The sequence below is a fragment of the Oleiphilus sp. HI0079 genome (assembly GCF_001635105.1).
The window spans coordinates 21,343-36,609 of record NZ_LWFT01000397.1 but is presented as its reverse complement, the minus strand read 5'-3'; the positions used below and the strand labels follow the sequence as shown (position 1 = coordinate 36,609).

15 protein-coding genes are annotated in these 15,267 nt (G+C 48.0%); 7 read left to right on the top strand and 8 right to left on the bottom strand.

All coding sequences use genetic code 11. From position 1 onward, the window contains the following. Positions 1-830: DUF1329 domain-containing protein (locus A3750_RS05310; RefSeq protein ID WP_156498429.1), on the bottom strand; the 830-nt coding region annotated here is incomplete at its 3' end. 302 nt (positions 831-1,132) lie between these two features. Between A3750_RS05310 and A3750_RS05305 the strand changes: the two genes are divergently transcribed. Next, a complete protein-coding gene (locus A3750_RS05305) occupies positions 1,133-1,489 on the top strand; it encodes a hypothetical protein (RefSeq protein ID WP_068457966.1) in 357 nt (118 codons plus the stop codon). Positions 1,490-1,510: 21 nt separating this feature from the next. Here A3750_RS05305 and A3750_RS05300 read toward each other — a convergent pair whose 3' ends face one another. From A3750_RS05300 to A3750_RS05290, 3 genes are all read right to left on the bottom strand, one after another. Further along, positions 1,511-3,238, bottom strand: a complete 1,728-nt coding sequence (locus A3750_RS05300) for a bifunctional protein-serine/threonine kinase/phosphatase (protein WP_068457964.1) — start codon at positions 3,236-3,238, stop codon at positions 1,511-1,513. Positions 3,239-3,319: 81 nt separating this feature from the next. Then, the gene (locus A3750_RS05295) at positions 3,320-4,159 is read right to left on the bottom strand and encodes a formate/nitrite transporter family protein (protein WP_068457962.1); all 840 of its coding nucleotides are present in this window, start codon (positions 4,157-4,159) and stop codon (positions 3,320-3,322) included. 173 nt (positions 4,160-4,332) lie between these two features. Further along, positions 4,333-5,586 (bottom strand): NADH:flavin oxidoreductase/NADH oxidase family protein, encoded by a 1,254-nt coding sequence (locus A3750_RS05290; protein ID WP_068457960.1) that lies wholly within the window; start codon positions 5,584-5,586, stop codon positions 4,333-4,335. Positions 5,587-5,793: 207 nt separating this feature from the next. On the opposite strand from A3750_RS05290, the gene A3750_RS05285 reads away from it, so the two are divergent. Together A3750_RS05285 and A3750_RS05280 are read left to right on the top strand one after the other, a co-directional pair. Next, complete coding sequence (locus A3750_RS05285; RefSeq protein ID WP_068457958.1) at positions 5,794-6,417, top strand: flavin reductase family protein; 624 nt, start codon at positions 5,794-5,796, stop codon at positions 6,415-6,417. Between the two features lie 133 nt (positions 6,418-6,550). Continuing rightward, positions 6,551-7,042, top strand: a complete 492-nt coding sequence (locus A3750_RS05280) for a GNAT family N-acetyltransferase (protein WP_068457956.1) — start codon at positions 6,551-6,553, stop codon at positions 7,040-7,042. A gap of 129 nt (positions 7,043-7,171) precedes the next feature. Here the strand turns inward: A3750_RS05280 and proX are convergent, their stop codons facing one another. The 4 genes from proX to A3750_RS05260 all read right to left on the bottom strand — a co-directional run bounded on the left by proX (position 7,172) and on the right by A3750_RS05260 (position 11,694). Beyond that, a complete protein-coding gene (proX, locus tag A3750_RS05275; RefSeq protein WP_156492550.1) occupies positions 7,172-8,161 on the bottom strand; it encodes a glycine betaine/L-proline ABC transporter substrate-binding protein ProX in 990 nt (329 codons plus the stop codon). Between the two features lie 21 nt (positions 8,162-8,182). Continuing rightward, positions 8,183-9,253, bottom strand: coding sequence for a glycine betaine/L-proline ABC transporter permease ProW (gene proW / locus A3750_RS05270; protein WP_068464938.1), 1,071 nt, complete (start codon positions 9,251-9,253; stop codon positions 8,183-8,185). Beyond that, a complete protein-coding gene (gene proV / locus A3750_RS05265; protein ID WP_068458780.1) occupies positions 9,250-10,443 on the bottom strand; it encodes a glycine betaine/L-proline ABC transporter ATP-binding protein ProV in 1,194 nt (397 codons plus the stop codon). Before proV ends, proW begins: the two co-directional genes overlap by 4 nt. Before the next feature lie 225 nt (positions 10,444-10,668). Beyond that, positions 10,669-11,694 carry an ecdysteroid 22-kinase family protein gene (locus A3750_RS05260; protein ID WP_231871725.1) on the bottom strand — a complete coding sequence of 342 codons (1,026 nt, stop codon included), beginning with the start codon at positions 11,692-11,694 and terminating at the stop codon, positions 10,669-10,671. 120 nt (positions 11,695-11,814) lie between these two features. On the opposite strand from A3750_RS05260, the gene A3750_RS05255 reads away from it, so the two are divergent. The 4 genes from A3750_RS05255 to A3750_RS05240 all read left to right on the top strand — a co-directional run bounded on the left by A3750_RS05255 (position 11,815) and on the right by A3750_RS05240 (position 15,243). Then, positions 11,815-12,579: an SDR family oxidoreductase gene (locus A3750_RS05255; protein ID WP_068458782.1), complete on the top strand. Its 765-nt coding sequence runs from the start codon at positions 11,815-11,817 to the stop codon at positions 12,577-12,579. Between the two features lie 190 nt (positions 12,580-12,769). Then, positions 12,770-13,180 carry a PA2779 family protein gene (locus A3750_RS05250; protein ID WP_068458783.1) on the top strand — a complete coding sequence of 137 codons (411 nt, stop codon included), beginning with the start codon at positions 12,770-12,772 and terminating at the stop codon, positions 13,178-13,180. A gap of 108 nt (positions 13,181-13,288) precedes the next feature. After that, positions 13,289-14,191 (top strand): PA2778 family cysteine peptidase, encoded by a 903-nt coding sequence (locus A3750_RS05245; protein WP_231871724.1) that lies wholly within the window; start codon positions 13,289-13,291, stop codon positions 14,189-14,191. A 59-nt stretch (positions 14,192-14,250) separates the two neighbouring features. Continuing rightward, a complete protein-coding gene (locus A3750_RS05240) occupies positions 14,251-15,243 on the top strand; it encodes a hypothetical protein (protein ID WP_156498428.1) in 993 nt (330 codons plus the stop codon). The last annotated feature ends 24 nt before the right edge of the window (positions 15,244-15,267 follow it).

Sequence of the window (15,267 nt, the reverse complement as noted above, 5' to 3'; positions counted from 1 at the left end):
AGATTAGGGGCACGCCTTACTCTGCGCTGTCCTTTGTTGTAATCCCATACCTGGCGCTCTTCTTTGACTTGGTTCAGCGTCTCATGGACGAGCAACGCACCACCGGCAAGTCGTGCTGGGGCCTTATTAAACGACAGGAAGTAAAAAAGAATATTCTCTAACTCATCGAAACTGCCATCGGGGCGATGGAAGTTAAACAAAATCTCGTACTGCTTAGTGATAGGCTCAAATGCACCCGTTCGATGCACCGACACCTCGGCTGCGTTTTTAACCACATATATACCGCGCCAGCGTGTCATGTGATTCCAAATTGCTTGAAGCGCTTTTTCAGAACTATTCCCGTGCAGAATTGGAAACGGGATGCCACCGTACGCATTTTTGAAGCCAAGCCCGCCGTCCGTTAATGACGCAGTCACCGCGTTTTTCTTCGTATTCTCGAGGACCCAGTCCGGCATAGAATGGGATCGATGAGAAGGATAAACATCCATTCGAAAGGTATCAGGATAGGTATTAAACATAGCGCTCTGGCCGGGCGTAAGCTTGCCGGCATACGTTTCAAGATTGCTCGTTTCTATCGAGAATTTGACCTCGTCGGACGCAAAGGGATCAACATGGGGAAAACCATTCCCCTGAAAACCCTCAGGTGCCTTGGTAATGCCACCCGTCCATTCAGGGATCGTTTGATACTTGTTTGATGCTTTGATCGAACCAAAGGGTGTAAGCGACTTTCCTAGTTTGTTGGCCTCAGCTTGCGATACGCCAGCGATAGCATTCTGATACCCCAGAAAAAAACATAAACAACCCAACAGTGCTAGACACTTCTTACTCATAACATTACCTTTATTAGCAGAGTTCAGGGATGCCATCGAGCGACCTGTCCCGATCACTCTCTGACAATAACTCTCTTCGTTACCGCTGCGATTTATCGCGCATACGCACTTGCACGATGACAATTATAGAAAGGAAACGTCATTTTTCCTGAAAGTCGCCATGTTTCTTTTATCCCACACTCAGTCAATGGCGTATCAGACAGCTAAAAGCGACTTTGCCTGTCGACTTTTCGGCAGCATCAACTACGCTTGTTCCCACTTGATTAATGATAATCACAGCACCAACATAGATGGAGAAAGACATGTCACGAGTTCTACTAAGCGCCTTATGCGCCACGTCATTATTGGCATTGAGCGCAAGTCCGGCTTTAGCAGATCCACATAAAAAACGAGGTTGGGTCGACATCAGCGATGACCAAGAGCTATTTGATAAAAACTGCGATTACAAGGTATGGTTGACCGAAGAAGGTGAGTGGCGCGAGACTTGGTATCTTGAAGCATTTGATGCAGAAAACGCGTTTTATACCATCAACCGTGAGAGTAGTTCGTGGAGTAACGAAGACGACTTCTACGCGCTGAACTACAAGAAAAAAACCAAATTTCTAACGCGCGATAGCTCCATTGATGTGGTGCCGTTTAAGCTCTGCATTCACAATTAAGTCACGCACATCGCGCCAAGGCTAATTCAAACTCTGATAGATGACGACACAAAATAGAATAAGGCTGAGACCCTGCCAGAACTTGAGCGGGTCTCGCTCTATCAACGGGGGTTTTGTTTTAGCCAAGTAATCGACGCTCGGCTTGCCTAGTTCATAAACAAACTCAGCGACCTCCTGGTAGCGTTTGTTAGGATCAATATGAGCAGCTTTGCCAATCGCATAATCGACCCAGTCGGGTACTCTATTTTCATCCAAGTTTAGCGATTTGTAGCGCAACTTAAATTGATCACGTTTACTGCGCGTTTTAGACACTGCGATGCCATAGGGTAAATCGCCCGACAGCATTTTATAAGCAATCAACGCAAGTGAAAAAATATCGGAACGAGCACCTCCCTGCTCCCCAAGATAATATTCCGGCGCGGTGAACTGGGCTGTTCCAAGAATCCGCATATCGCGATTATTGGTCTCGGCAATGCCTGCAACATACGTCGAGCCAAAGTCGATTATCTTCACGACCCCCTGTGCATCTATCATGATGTTGTTAGGCCGTAAATCTTGATGAACCATTTCTTGCCGATGAAAGGCCTGAAGGCCTCTTGCCACCTGTCCAATGATATCCCGTACGACATCAATCGACGGCCTTGGGTTGTCTCGCATCCACTGAGTTAGGGTCTGCCCTTCGATATATTCCGTGACGCTGTAGAGGTACTTCTGTTCACGGTTAGCGCGATGCGCTTTCAGCACATGCGCATTATCAATACGTCGTGCGATCCAATCTTCCATCAAGAAACTTTCAAGCACGTCAGTATTGGTTCTTAGCTCAAGCGAGGGCGTCTTGATCACGACCCGTTGCTGAGTACTCAGGTCCTCGGCTAAAAACACATGACTGCGGCTACCGATATACAACTCACGGAGAATAGTATATCCATCAAACTCCATTCTTGGCGCAAGCATCGGCGCCGGAGGCAGATTACCCGCCTGTATCTGGAGCTCATTGACGTGCTTATCGGGAAGAGACTCTACTCGAACAATCTGGAGCGTCAGGTTGTCGTCGCTACCCGCAGACAGCGCTTGTTCCACTAGCTCTTTGGCCAACGCATCAAAACGCCCAGTATCAGCGGTATCGATAGCACTCACGGCTTTCGCCAAGACTTTCGGATTCAAAAACTCATAGACGCCATCTGTCGCGAGTATGAAGGTGTCACCCACATTGAGAGGTTGGCTTTGATAATCCACGTCAACGTGGTTATGAATGCCAATAGCGCGCGATAGATAACTCGATTGCGAGTCCAGTACATGACGATGATCTTCGGTTAGCTGTTCAAGGTTGTCTCCCTCAACACGATAGATTCTTGAATCCCCGCAATGAAAAAAATGCGCCGTGTTGGATTTCAGAATAAGCGCAGCAAGCGTGCATACATACCCCTTTTCTTTATCCCAGCGATACGGGCTGTTTTGTGTTTGAGCATGCAACCAGGAGTTGGCCGATTTGATCACGCGATACGCAGACGTTTTTACACTCCATGATTCCGGCGTGCAAAAGTAGTCAGATAAAAAACTGGTAACAACCGTCTCGGAGGCACACTGACTCACTTTACTGGTACTAATGCCATCAGCCAGCGCGACAGCAAGCCCCTTACTGGTGCGCTGCGGTTCATCAGGAACAACCGCACCATGAAAATCCTGATTTACAGGTTTTTGACCCTTCGTCGAATATTGGCCGATCGATACAGACAGTTGCTTACTCATATACGAAAATCCCCGCTCTTCACTTTTAAAAGACGAGCGGGGATTCCTTTTCTAATTGCTAAAAATCAGGTGATGTAAAACTTAAGAAGCCAAAGTGCTCTCGCCAATCTCAGCGCGCTTACGTTCAGGGTTCGTGCGAACATGCGTCCAGTAAATTGGAAGACCAACTAATAGAAAACCACCAACTAAGTTACCGAGTGCTGTTGGAATTTCATTCCAAACAAAGTAATCAACGACAGTGAACTCACCACCCATGATCATAGAGAATGGGAATAGGAACATATTCACAATTGAGTGCTCAAAACCCATAAAGAAGAACAGCATTACCGGCATCCACATCGCAGCCATTTTGCCTGTAGCGCTCGTTGAAATCATCGCTCCAACAACACCCATGCTCACCATCCAGTTACACAACATGCCACGGATAAAAATCGTAAACCAACCAGAAGCGCCATGCTCTTGATAACCAAGCGTTCGAGACTCACCAATCGTACTTACTTTCGCAGCAAGTGCTCCGCCGTCAGTGTTATAGCCATACGTAAGAATAAATGAGGCGAAGAATGCCGTCATCAAGGCACCCGCAAAGTTACCAACAAACACCAAGCCCCAGTTACGTAACATCTCTCCGGGTGTCACGCCTGTCCGCTTATCAAGTACCGCCAAGGGCACCAAGGTAAACACACCGGTGAGCAGATCGAACTTCATCAAGTACAACATCATGAAGCCAACTGGAAATAACAATGAGCCAACGAGCAAACTACCCGTCTTCACAATTACCGTAATCGCAAAAAACGCGGCCAGGCCAAGAATCGCCCCAGCCATAAATGCGCGCACTAATGTGTCTTTGGTTGACATGAATACTTTTTGCTCACCCGCATCCACCATCTTGGCTGCGAATTCGCTCGGTTCTAAATACGCCATACTTCTTGCCCTCATATATTTTTTAATAATTGCACGAGGGGAAGTGCTTAATTCTAGCCAGAAGAAAAAAAATGTTTCTATTACAAAGAGCTAGAGATAAAGCTGATTATTTTATGGCCATTATTTGGAAGACCCAAATTACCCCTACGCACCATAGAGGCTCTTCGGTATAACTATTGTGGTGCACGACGCTGTAATAAAGCATCCACCCGTTTGTTGTAGCGCTTGGTCATTCGAGAAAACCGTAGCCGATCACTGATCAGCGAATACATGGGTGATGGCGACGGCTTAGGAGATTTTCCCTTACCAAGGCGGCGCAACTGTCTGCGCACCATCGCCATGGTCGCAAGTGACGCAATGGCTTTATCGCTAAACTGCGGCTCTGGAATGCTGACCGTTGCATGCGGCTGGGTTTGCCAAAGCGAAGGTAAGTTGGGGTTCAAAGCCAACGCCGTTGCCATACCGACAATATCGACACCTGCTGCAAGCACACTTTCGGCGACTTCTTTGCGACGAATGCCACCGGTCGTCATCAAGGGCATTGTCGCGACCTTGCCAAGCTCACGTGCGAATTCCAGAAAATACGCTTCTCTGGCCAAGGTTCTCCCGTCTGCCGTCCGCCCTTGCATCGCAGGACTCTCATAACTCCCGCCAGAAAGCTCTACCAGATCTACAGCTTCGTTATTCAGCTGTTCAATAACATACCGCGCATCATCCTCGCTAAAGCCTCCTCGCTGAAAATCAGCCGAGTTCAGCTTTACAGAGACAGCAAACGTATCGCTCACCGCTGAGCGAACGGCTCTAACGACTTCGATCAACATGCGAGAGCGATTTTCAATCGTACCGCCCCACTCGTCTTCGCGCTTGTTACTGATGGGAGACAAAAACTGTGACAGCAAATAGCCATGCGCGGCGTGAATCTGTACGCCGGCAAAACCCGCCTCTTGAGCGCGTCGCGCAGTTGTCGCAAAGCGCGCTATGATCTCTTGAATGTCAGACGCTGTAAGCGCTTTTGGCTGCGCGAGCATGTTGGAACGCTTACCAATATCAACTGCGATATCCGATGGGCCAACGGCTTTGCCCTTTAGCGCAGCAAACACCTGTCGCCCCGGATGGTTAATTTGCATCCACAGCTTGGTGTCGTTCTGCTGACCACACTCCGCCCATTGTTTGAAACGATCAAGGGCGCTGACACTGTCAAGAACGACACCTCCGGGACCTGTCATGGCCAACCCATCGACCATCACATTCCCCGTAATCAGCAAACCAGCGCCTCCGCTCGCCCACTGTTTATAAAGCCCAAGCAAGAGATCGCTTGGCAAGCCATCCGCATCGGCCATATTTTCTTCCATCGCGGCTTTCGCAATCCGGTTTTTAACGGTTAGTCCACAGGGAAAAGTGAAATTTGAATAGAGCATTGCTTGCATCAAGAAACCTTATTTTTGAATTAGATTGATAGAGCAAAGAAACCACATTTGGACGATCGCACCATCAGAATAGCCTGCCACGCTCTGTCCATACAGAGCATAGCGACACACCGTGACAGTTGGTTATATCCGGCCACAATACCCGTCACCTCGCCTTTAATGGCATACTCGTAACCAGACATTGGACCATCTTACAGAGAAGCAAAGATGCAAATCGACTTATCGAGCAAAGAAAGCTCTGAGATTTACCATTTACTCACACAAACAATCGTCCCTAGACCTATCGCTTGGATACTCACTGAAAATAAAGCAGGTGCCGGAGAACCCTTTAATCTGGCGCCGTTTTCCTTCTTCAATGCGATGGCCAGCGCACCCCCAACGTTAGTGGTCTCTATCGGTAAGAAACCGACGGGGGAAGAGAAGGACACGCGAGTCAATCTTGCCGAAGGCGAACTCTGCGTTGTGCATATACCACAGGTTACGCACATGCAGGCGGTATCCGACTCATCAAAAACACTTGAGTACGGCGATTCGGAGTTAAAGCACTCCCAAATGGATCATTGCGATTTTGAAGGCTTCGCACTGCCAAGACTTGCCGATTGCCCCATTGCCTTTGGATGCAAAGTTGCCAAGGTCGTTGAGTGGGGGCCGGCACCTCAGGCTCTGATTCTGCTCCAAATCAGCCATGCTTTTATTGACGATGAGATCTGCACGCAAGATGACAAAGGACGAACGCGCGTTGATGCCAAAAAGCTCAATCCACTGGCACGCCTTGGCGCAAATGAATACGCCGAACTGGGTGATATTTTGACGCTAGCGCGACCTGACTAGACACATAAATCAGGCGTCACTGAGTTGTCCTTGATCGTCGCTGTTTTTCTTATTAAGTGCAGCATCACGTCATTTTCAACAATCGAACACCGCCGCACCCGTCTTCAACGGGTTGTTCCAAGAGGACGCGACCATGCATATTACAGAAGCGACTAAAAATGACTGGGAAGCGATTTGGCCGATATTTAGCGAGATCGTCTCGGCAGGAGAAACCTACGCGTATGACACCAGCACCACCAAAGAGCAAGCTAAGAAAATTTGGTTAGAAACGCCTCTTAAAACCTATGTTATTGAAGAAGACGGCAAGGTATTTGGTTCATACTATATCAAAACAAACCAAGCGGGCCCGGGTAGTCATGTGTGTAACTGCGGCTATATGGTTTCTTCTCTTGCTCGGGGAAAGGGACTCGCAACACTGATGTGTGAGCATTCACAAAAAATTGCTTTGGAACTGGGATACCAAGCCATGCAGTTTAACTTTGTCGCATCTAGTAACGCTGGCGCAGTAAGATTATGGAACAAATTGGGCTTCGAAACGGTAGGTCGTTTACCAAATGCCTTTCGTCATCCGGCCCTAGGATATGTAGATGCATTGATAATGTATAAATGGCTATGCACTAAGTAAGAGAACAAAAAAGTGGTAACTCATCATTGATGAACCAAGGTTATAGCTACACTAAAAAATAAAAAACAGACATAAAAAAGCCGGGGATCAACCCGGCTTTTGACAACAACGCTTTGAAATTAAGCGAGTTTACTTCGCAGCGTTTCGAGCCGCTTCCAACCATCCATCAAAGGTCGCTTGGTTTGCTTTAATCCAATTAAGCGCATGCTGACGAATCTGCTTTTGAGAGTCTTCTCCGTTTGCGATTAACATGTTCTCTGCACTCACATCGTTAACCGAAAGTGATGCCAACTCGAAAAGTTTAGCGGCAGCCGGATTTTCTTCTGCAAATTTTTTGTTCGCTACAATGCGCTCGCTATTGATATCAAACCCGTAGTTTTTACCGTTTGGAAGCTTGGTGTCAGAACCATTCGGGTTGGACGAAAACGGAACTTCCAACCAAACAACATCTTTGCCAGGAACAAGCTTTCCACTCACCCAGTAAGGGGTCCATGTATAATAGAAAACAGACTCGCCATCGTTGTAACGTGCAATGGTGTCTGAAATGATTGCAGCGTACTGGCCTTGTTTGTGCGTAATGGTATCGCGCAATTCAAATGCATCTAGTTGATGCTCAATCACACCTTCACAACCCCATCCAGCCTGACAGCCAGTCAAGTCAGCCTTACCATCACCATCTGTATCAAATAGCTTTGCGATTTCAGGGTCTTTAAAGTCACCAATATTGTCGATGCCGTATTTGTCCGCTGTTTTCTTATCAACCAAATAGCCTTGCGCCGCACCTTTGATGTAATGACCTTTGCGATAGAACTTATCGTCACCACCTGCATTGTCATACATACCATTGTGCAGTGGATACCAGTTAACCGCCATGAATGTTGCATCGCCACTCGCTATTGACGTGTAGCCCGCGCTGTAATCAACTTCTTTTGTTTCTTGAACATCGTAGCCCAACTGAACCAAAGCTTCGTTCAAAATAATCGTCTGAAAAGACTCTTCCGCGATCGCACCTTGAATAGGTACAACCTCAACACCTTTACCAGGCATGTCTGATGCCGTTGCCGACATCGTGGTGATGCCAATGCCTAACCCAATCGCTAAAGCTCGAATAGCTTTCATTTTATGCTCCTTGATGTGCATTTATTGTTGTTTACCAGAAATTTTGCGAAGCAAACCAATAGGGCCGGCTTCATACCAATGACGCGTTCCTCGATCCCGAGCCGACTGCCCTAAAGACTGGGTCAACCTGTCGAGAATAATCGCCAGAATCACAATGCCAACGCCACCCACGGTCGCTAAACCAATATCCAAACGACCGATACCACGCAGTACCATTAGCCCCAAACCGCCAACAGAAATCATTGACGCGATAACCACCATAGAAAGGCTAAGCATTAGAGTCTGGTTCACTCCAGCCATAATAGTTGGCATAGCAAGCGGTAACTGCACTTTAAACAGCATTTGCTTACTGCTAGCGCCAAAGGACTGCGCAGCTTCGATCAAGTCTTCTGGGACTTGACGAATACCTAGATTAGTTAAACGAATAACAGGCGGTACGGCGAAGATAATGGTTACCACCACTCCTGGCACGTTACCGATACCAAAAAGCATTACGATAGGAACCAGATAAACAAACGCCGGCGTCGTTTGCATCGCATCCAATATTGGCCGAATCACTTGCTGCGCTTTGTCGCTGCGCGCCATCCAAATCCCTGACGGAATCCCCACAACCATACAAAAAAATACGGAGGTAAGTACTAGAGCGAGGGTTGTCATCGACTCTTCCCACGCGCCTATTGCACCAACGACAAAAAGGCTCACCATGGTTGCAACACCAAGCCGTTTACCGGCAGCCTGCCAAGCTAATAACCCCATAAATAAAATCATGAAAATTGGATTAATACTTTGCAGTAGAGCTTCAATTGAACTTAGCGTTGCATCGATTGGGGCTTTAATCGCAGAGAAAAATGGTCGGAAATTGCCAACCACCCAACCGATTCCAGTCTCGACCCAGCTCTCAAGCGGAATGAGCTCATTGGCAAACGGATCTATAATCGAAAAAGGCGCATCTGGCTCTGGAGCACCAGCTGATAGAGTCTGGCTAGTGGTTGTCTCACTCGCTGCCCCCCAGGGGTTGGCATCTGAGTTTACCTCTTCTATCGACTCTTGTACTTCGGTCACTGCCCATGGATTACTCGCGTCCTGACTCATACGTCTTCCTCCCGATCCAGAGTCTCAAGCAATATGGTGCGGCTTATAACACCCAAATACTTGTTTGCTTCATCTACTACCGGAATTGGGCATGGCCCCTGCGCAACCGCTCCCAGAGTTTCTTTAATAGCCATGTCTGAAGGCAAGGGTTGAATATCAAGGTAGGCTTGCTCAAGCGTCTTCTCCTCCTTGATCACGCTATTTAGCGAATCAGCAGAAACAGCACCCATGAAGGAGCCCGCTTTATCAACGACGTAACCGTACTCTCGATCATTATCTTGAAGCTGCTTAAGCCCTGACCGAAGGCCACCATCAGCCTGTTTCTTGATCAGAGTCACCTGTTTCTTCTGCGCAATATCACCTGCAGTAAAGACGTTACTCACATCAACGCCTCGGAAGAAGGAACGCACATAATCATTGGCAGGGTTATGCAGAATATCGTCCGGTGCGCCCACCTGCACAACCTCACCACCCTGCATGATGGCAATCCTATCGCCAATGCGCATCGCTTCGTCTAAATCATGAGAGATGAAAATAATGGTTCGCTGATGCTTGGCCTGAAGCTGAACCAGCTCATCTTGCATTTCCGTTCGAATTAACGGATCAAGCGCGGAGAAAGCCTCATCCATTAGCATAATATCGGGATCATTCGCCAACGCACGAGCAAGCCCCACACGCTGCTGCATACCACCTGAAAGCTCATCAGGATAACTATCGGGATAAGCTTCCAAACCAACTTGTGCAAGGGCTGCTAACGCTGCTTCTTGCCTCTCGCTAACATCGACCCCACTTAACTCCAGGCCAAACGCTGCGTTTTCAAGCACATTGAGGTGCGGCATCAAAGCAAAAGATTGGAACACCATGCTTATTTTCTTACGCCGAACTTCTCGAAGACCGTGGGTGTCCATCTTAGTGATGTCTTCACCATCAATGAGAACCTCACCCTGAGTGGGTTCAATCAAACGATTTAGCAGCCGAACCAAGGTGGACTTTCCTGAACCGGAAAGACCCATCACCACGAATATCTCGCCTTCTTCAATCTGCAAATTGGCGTCTTTGACGCCGATCGTCATTCCGGTTTTGTTAAAGATTTCGTCTTTATCTTGACCGGACTGAAGTAGCTGGAGTGCTTTTTTGGGCTGATCGCCAAATACTTTATATAAATTCTTAACTTCTACTTTGATCGTCATTATTTAGATGTGTAATGGTTTTTATATCAACGAGCATACTATAGAGCTGGATCACTTATCGCAAACCAAGCGCGTGTTGGTGACGCTTTATATTCGAGCAATCGCAATACACTGATTTTCACTTGGCATGCTTTTCAATTTGTACACTAAACAATCAAAACGAGGGCGAACGCTTACTTTCGAGAGAGGTGCTAGGTTCCCCCGCGCCTTAACTTTCAAGAAGAACTAAACGGATGCATCGAGCGCGACAATAACCTGCTTAGCCAGTCGCTCACTGTAGGAATGGATTTTCCAATGGCCTGGGCTCCAGCCTTTTACAAAACGGTGAAAGTCGGTCCATGCTATTGGGTACAATGGCCGCCATGCGGCGTCCAGAGCCGCGGGATCAATGGGCTTACCAAAGTGGGCAATCGCCTGTTTTGTCGCAGCAAAGTACATAGCTAGCAGTTCTTGCTCATAGCGTTCACAATCGCGTTCACGCAAACAGCTGCCAATAAAATAGGCCACATCTTTCATACCACAGCCACGACCAACATATTGAAAATCAACTGCTGCGACCGACTGTCCATCGTCTGCAAAGCAGAAGTTGGCAAGCTTTGCATCGCCATGCACTAGAGTTTGAAATGGAGCGTCTTTTAATCGTTGATCAATCTCTGAGGCCGCGTGTTTAAGCGGAAGATCGTCCAGCGCGTCCAACTCATCTGGGCGCGTTTCCAAGTGCCAATATGTACCTGTTGGCCACAACCCCTCAACCGGTTCATCGATAAACCGCACATGAAAGTGCGCAAGCCAAGCAAGGCATTGCCGCATACGCTCAAGATCTATCTGTTCATGACGCACCGAAAAACCGGCCGCGTCCAAATCCTCCAGCACCATCACATATTCGTTATCACTCTCCTTGGCGAAGTAACATTGCGGCACACGGCAAGATACATCGCACAACGCTGCATAATTTGAATACCAATGACTCTCGACTTGATAAGAACGCACTTTGCGTTGGTGTGATAGGTCCGAGCTCCAACCACGCGGATGTGCATGCTGCTCGGGCAACGTAACGTGTTTGACGATAATGCTCTGATCGTCTTCATTGCCGCCATCACATACATCACGGCCATCACTTCTTCCACGCGCTAAACGATAGCGCGCAATCTCGCCGTAACCGCTCCAAAGACTTTGGACGGTTTCTGACTTGAGCCATTTTTCTGCGTTTAGCTGATGCAAGATTGCATCATTTAGATTTTGATTCATCATCAGCGCTTAATGCGTTTATATTTTGACTGATTATGACAAGCAATTGGTGACTTGAACATTGGCATTCCCCCATCTTGGGTTTAGTGTTTTTGAATCAAAACATAAGAGTGGCGACACACGATGAACAACATTTTTATCTCCGGTGCGGCCATGGGCATCGGCCAGGCAACGGCTCAGTACTTTTATGCGCGCGGATGGTCCGTCGGCGTAGCCGATGTGGACAAAGAAAAACTCGAAGCCTTTGCAGAGGGCAAGGACGCTACACGTTTCCATACTTATGAGTGTGACGTTACCAATGCAGAGCAAGTCAGCTCTGCGATGAAAGACTTTTGCGAGAAGCACGACGCGCAGTTAGAAGTATTGGTCAACAACGCAGGTTGGCTCAAAGTGGGTGATTTTGAAGAGCTTGAACTAGCAGACCACCATCGCACGATCGATATCAATGTAAAAGGTGTTTTGAACTGCCTCTATGCAGCTTTTCCCTATCTCAAGAATGGCAAAGGCACCGTCATCAACCTATCTTCTGCGAGTTCGAGTTATGGTGTACCAGAGTTATCAAGTTACTCCGCAAGCAAGTTTGCAGTGAAAGCGATAACCGAGGCACTTGAGTTAGAGTGGCAAAAATACAGCATTAAGGTGTGCGACGTGGTCCCCCCATTCGTAAATACACATATGCTGAGTTCGCAAACAAAACAATCGCGGGCGTTGAGTCGCATGGGGGCGAACCTTGTCGCGGGAGATGTCGTTCGTTGCATCGCAAAGCAAGTAGAGTCGCCGGTATTGCATCGTCCGGTTGGATGGCAGTATTTTTTACTTCATCACCTATCAACGCTAACCCCCACCTTTTTGCAGCGTGGACTCATGAAGTTTCTGAGCCGGGCCTGATTCAACAGACCTCACAGGTAAAAAACGACACCGCGCATGGTTCGATCGATGTGTCGTTTTGTTGAAGCGTTCAAAAACGCGAAGTCAACACGCCTCATCCGCTTTTAATTCGTTAGGCAGTCCCGTATGATTTTTTGAATTCGCAATCTGTCTACGAAACTCATTCCAAGCTAATTTAAAGAGGCTATACATGCATTTTTTCCGTTCTTTGAGCACGCAATCGATTCGCTCAATGGCCCTGCTTTTGATCGTATTATTTGTACCGATCTCGAGCATTCAAGCGGCCATGGTCGGGACAGATGTCATTCTTGAGACACAGCAAAATCAAGTAGACCGAGGACAAATTCTCGAGCGACTACAAGCAGAAGACGCGAAAAACATCATGGCGAAGCTCGGTATTGACGCAAGCGAGATTGAAGAGCGAGTCGCAAACATGACGACCGCAGAGCTCGCGGAGTTCAACGCCAAGGTCGACACTTTGCCGGCAGGTGCTGGCATCGATATTTTTGCCTTTGTGGTCATTCTTTTGTTTTTGATGATCGTCTTGGATCTACTCGGGGCAGTCGACTTTTTCCCGGCAATTAAAACGATACATTACTAGGCTCGAATGCGCTTTTTCTTCAAAGACAAAAACGGGTATGCGTTTGCTTTGGCGCTCGTACTGAGCCTACTACATGGTTGTGCAAGCCATCAGCAATCGCGCGCGCTTATGTTCGAACCTCCAGAAGATATTCCGTCCCGCGCTAACGTTGAATATGTGCCCTTTGTTGGACAAGCAGAGTACTTCTGCGGCCCGTCGGCAATGAGCATGATGTTGCAGGCGCAAGGGCTTGAGCCTGATCTCGATCAGCTGGTTTCGATGGTTTATGTGCCTGAACGCAAAGGCAGCTTTCAAGTCGAGCTCAAAGCAGCCACACGACGCTTTGACCTCATCCCTTATGAAATCAAACCAAACATGGAAGACCTGCTCCGCGAAGTGGCCGCAGGAAACCCCGTGCTCGTATTGCAAAATTTGGGACTCAAAAGCGCTCCAACATGGCATTACGCTGTCGTGGTCGGCTACGACTTACCGAATAAAGAGGTCATTCTTCACAGTGGCATGGAAGCGAACGCGCACTTTCTGATTACAACGTTTGAACGAACATGGCTCGCCCAAAGCGATGGTTGGGGCATGGTCATTTCGGCTGCGAATACGTTTCCTCGCACCGCAGAGCCACTGCCCTATCAAAAGAGCATTGAGTCTTTGGTGAATATCGGAAAAACAGATCTTGCGTTAGATGCATACATTCACGCCGTTGAGCACTGGCCTGAATCTGCTGCCCTCGCTTTTGGCGCAGGCAACCTCTTGTACAATCTGAATGAATATGAAGAGGCAAACCAGTTCTTCTTTCAAGCCACGCAACTCGAACCAAGCAATGCAATTTATTGGAACAACGCCTCATACAGCGCCGCACAACTTGGCTGTTCAAATGCACTCATGGCCGTGGAATGCGCAATCACACTTGATGGTGACAACCCAGCGTTCAAGTCAACCCATAACGAGGTGATCGAGTTATTGAAGCAAAACCCTAAACCATTGATCGATTGTCCGGCCTATTCTTCCTGCCCATAAAACAGCCAAAATGCCGGACAAGTCATTCCTTACGGATCAGATCAGGATATACTCGGCTAATGCTTCAATACTCTAATAATTCTGGTTGTTATTCTGTGCGCTCAATTCCGTCATACCGATCGAACCTGTCTTATCACATGCTCCTATGTGCCAGCTTATTGCTCGGTTTCGTACCCCTTGCTTTTGCTGATACGCCAAAACCCGCCGTGACTTCATCCGGCACATTATATGGGTCGTCCACGCCATACTCAGCGGCATTTTTGGATTCAGAGCCACTTGGCTCGATGCAAACAAGTACGCTTTCCGAACTCTCAGGGCTTGCTGCAAGTAACGCGAACCCCGGCCTATTCTGGGCACACAATGATAGCGGCGACTCTGCACGGGTGTTCCTCATCGACCCGTTAAATGGCGACATCAAGCTAGAGGTCAACCTTGAAGGCATCGAGGTATACGATTGCGAAGATATCACTATGCGGACGCTTCCAGACGGTCACTATCTGGTTTTGGGTGATATTGGCGACAATAGAGGCGTTCGCGACAACCTTGCGCTTCACCAGTTTCGAGAACCGAAGCTTGGCGAACATAAGCGAATGTCTATCAAAAACGCCGACATCCAAACAATGACCATAAGCTATGAAGAAGGAGCGCGAGACGCCGAAACGCTGATGAGCGCACCAGATGGGCAGTTGATCATCATCACCAAACGGGAGACACTGAACTATTACTACCAATTCCGTTTTGAAGCGTCCAAAACAGCAAGACTCACCTCAATTGCCCGCATACCAATCGAGGATATTACGGCAGGAGATATGCGCAGCAATGGTGAGCTCGCGCTTCGCACCTATGCGCAAATTTATTATTGGCCAACAACAAAAGGCAATGTCGCCAACACCCTGAGTAATTTGACAGCAGAGCGCGTCCTGACCGCACCGGAACCGCAAGGCGAAGCGCTTGCCTGGGGGACGGATGGCAGTCTTCTATCAATACCAGAAAAACCCTTTATGTTTAGCCAGGTAATCACAAAATACCCACGTGCAGCGCCAGAAAAATAGGCCTGTTCAAATCCGTTCGTTTAA

Bases quoted from the DNA above. Each gene is read 5' to 3' on its own strand.
- A3750_RS05305 (WP_068457966.1), top strand. From the start codon at position 1,133: ATGTCACGAGTTCTACTAAGCGCCTTATGCGCCACGTCATTATTGGCA.
- A3750_RS05240 (WP_156498428.1), top strand. From the start codon at position 14,251: ATGCTTCAATACTCTAATAATTCTGGTTGTTATTCTGTGCGCTCAATT.
- A3750_RS05290 (WP_068457960.1), bottom strand. From the start codon at position 5,586: ATGCAAGCAATGCTCTATTCAAATTTCACTTTTCCCTGTGGACTAACC.
- A3750_RS05250 (WP_068458783.1), top strand. From the start codon at position 12,770: ATGCATTTTTTCCGTTCTTTGAGCACGCAATCGATTCGCTCAATGGCC.
- A3750_RS05245 (WP_231871724.1), top strand. From the start codon at position 13,289: ATGTTCGAACCTCCAGAAGATATTCCGTCCCGCGCTAACGTTGAATAT.
- proX (WP_156492550.1), bottom strand. From the start codon at position 8,161: ATGAAAGCTATTCGAGCTTTAGCGATTGGGTTAGGCATTGGCATCACC.
- A3750_RS05300 (WP_068457964.1), bottom strand. From the start codon at position 3,238: ATGAGTAAGCAACTGTCTGTATCGATCGGCCAATATTCGACGAAGGGT.
- A3750_RS05285 (WP_068457958.1), top strand. From the start codon at position 5,794: ATGCAAATCGACTTATCGAGCAAAGAAAGCTCTGAGATTTACCATTTA.
- A3750_RS05295 (WP_068457962.1), bottom strand. From the start codon at position 4,159: ATGGCGTATTTAGAACCGAGCGAATTCGCAGCCAAGATGGTGGATGCG.
- proV (WP_068458780.1), bottom strand. From the start codon at position 10,443: ATGACGATCAAAGTAGAAGTTAAGAATTTATATAAAGTATTTGGCGAT.
- A3750_RS05255 (WP_068458782.1), top strand. From the start codon at position 11,815: ATGAACAACATTTTTATCTCCGGTGCGGCCATGGGCATCGGCCAGGCA.
- A3750_RS05280 (WP_068457956.1), top strand. From the start codon at position 6,551: ATGCATATTACAGAAGCGACTAAAAATGACTGGGAAGCGATTTGGCCG.
- A3750_RS05260 (WP_231871725.1), bottom strand. From the start codon at position 11,694: ATGATGAATCAAAATCTAAATGATGCAATCTTGCATCAGCTAAACGCA.
- proW (WP_068464938.1), bottom strand. From the start codon at position 9,253: ATGAGTCAGGACGCGAGTAATCCATGGGCAGTGACCGAAGTACAAGAG.